We start from the raw sequence: 1,802 nt of genomic DNA on the forward strand, positions 1-1,802 counted from the left end.
GCGGGCATCCCCGCCGAGACCCGGCTGCCGGCCGACCGGCCCCGGCCCGCCGAACCGGGCAACCGGGCCGCGTTCGTCACCGCGGAGCTCGACGCCGCCGCCCACAAGGCGCTCACCGGTGTCGCCCGCGCCCACCGGGCCACCTTCTTCATGGCCTGCCGGGCCGCCCTGTCGCTGGCCCTGCGGGCGGCGGGCGCCGGGGACGACGTGGTGGTGGGCGCGCCGGTGGCCGGCCGCCCCGAGGAGGACCTGCACGAACTGGTCGGCTTCTTCGTCAACTCCCTGGCCCTGCGGACCGACCTGTCCGGCGACCCCACCCTGGGCCAGCTCCTCGCCCAGGTCCGTGAACGCGACCTGGCCGCCTTCGCCCACGAGGACCTGCCGTTCGACCTGCTGGTGGAGGACCTCAACCCCGAACGGTCCCTCGGCCGCCACCCCTTCTTCCAGGTGACGCTCGCCGCGCAGACCGCGCGGGACGCCACCGTCCGCCTGGGCGGCATACCGGCCGTCCTCGACGAGGCCGACCTGGCCACCGCCAAGTTCGACCTCGCCTTCAGCTGCGCCGAGACGCACCGCCCCGACGGCGAACCCGACGGGGTCGCGCTCGGCCTGCAGTACGCCACCGACCTGTACGACGAGGACACCGCGCGACTCCTGCTCACCCTCTTCCGGCGGGCGCTCTCCGTCCTCGCCGGACAGCCGGCCGGCACACCCCTGAGCCGGGCCGGGCTGCTCACCGAGGAGGAGCGCCGGGCGCTCGACCACCGGTACCGGGCGCTCTCCCGCGCGGGACGGCCCGACAGCGGCCGGCAGCGCGACTCGCGGGACGAGGCGTCGGTGGCCGGCCGGCCGCCGGCGGACCCCCGCGAGGAGATCCTTCGGGGCCTGTTCGCGGAGGTCCTCCGGCGGGACGAGGTGGGGCCGGACGACAACTTCTTCAAGCTGGGCGGGCACTCCCTGCTCGCCGGCAAACTCACCAACCGCGTCCGCGGCGCGCTCGGCCTGCACGCCGAGATCCGTGACGTCTTCCTCGCCCCCACCCCCCGGCGGCTGTTGCGCCTGCTGGGCGAGCGCTCCGCGGGTCCTGCCCGGCCGGCGCTGCGGGCCGTCCCGCCGCAGCACCGGCCGGGCAGGACACCGCTGTCCGCCGCCCAGCGGCGCCTGTGGTTCGTCGGCCGGCTCGAGGGCCCCAGCGCCACCTACAACATTCCGGTGGTGACCCGGCTGCGCCGCCCCGTCGACCCGGCCGCGTTCGCCGGCGCGCTCGCCGACGTCGCCGCCCGCCACGAGGTGCTGCGCACCGTGTACCGGTCCGAGGACGGCGAGCCCTGGCAGGAGGTCCTGGACCACGCCCGGCCCGAGCTCACCCTGGTGCACGCCGGGAGCCCCGAGCTGCTGGAGGCGGCCGTCGACGCGGCCGCCGGGCACGTCTTCGACCTGGCCCGGGAGATCCCGCTGAAGGCCTGGCTGATCGAGGAGGGCGACGGCGGTCAGGTGATGGTGCTGCTCCTGCACCACATCGCCGGCGACGGCTGGTCCACCGACTGTCTCCTCGCCGACCTCGACACCGCCTACCGGGCCCGCGCCGGGGGCCACGCCCCCGACTGGCAGCCGCTGCCCGTCCAGTACGCCGACTACACCCTGTGGCAGCGCGCCCTGCTGGACGGCGAGGACGGCGGGATCGGCGAGGGCGGCGGAGGCGGGATCGCCGGGGAGCAGCTCGCCCACTGGCGGGACGCCCTGCGCGGGATGCCGCCCTTGCTGGCCCTGCCCACGGACCGCCCGCGCCCCGCCGTGAGCGA

1 protein-coding gene is annotated in these 1,802 nt (G+C 76.7%); it reads left to right on the forward strand.

Annotated elements, in window-relative coordinates:
* On the forward strand, positions 1-1,802 hold a 1,802-nt coding region (locus ACOV8S_RS32950; RefSeq protein ID WP_448322337.1), incomplete at both ends, for a condensation domain-containing protein.

It is taken from the genome of Streptomyces sp. CO7 (genome assembly GCF_053474865.1).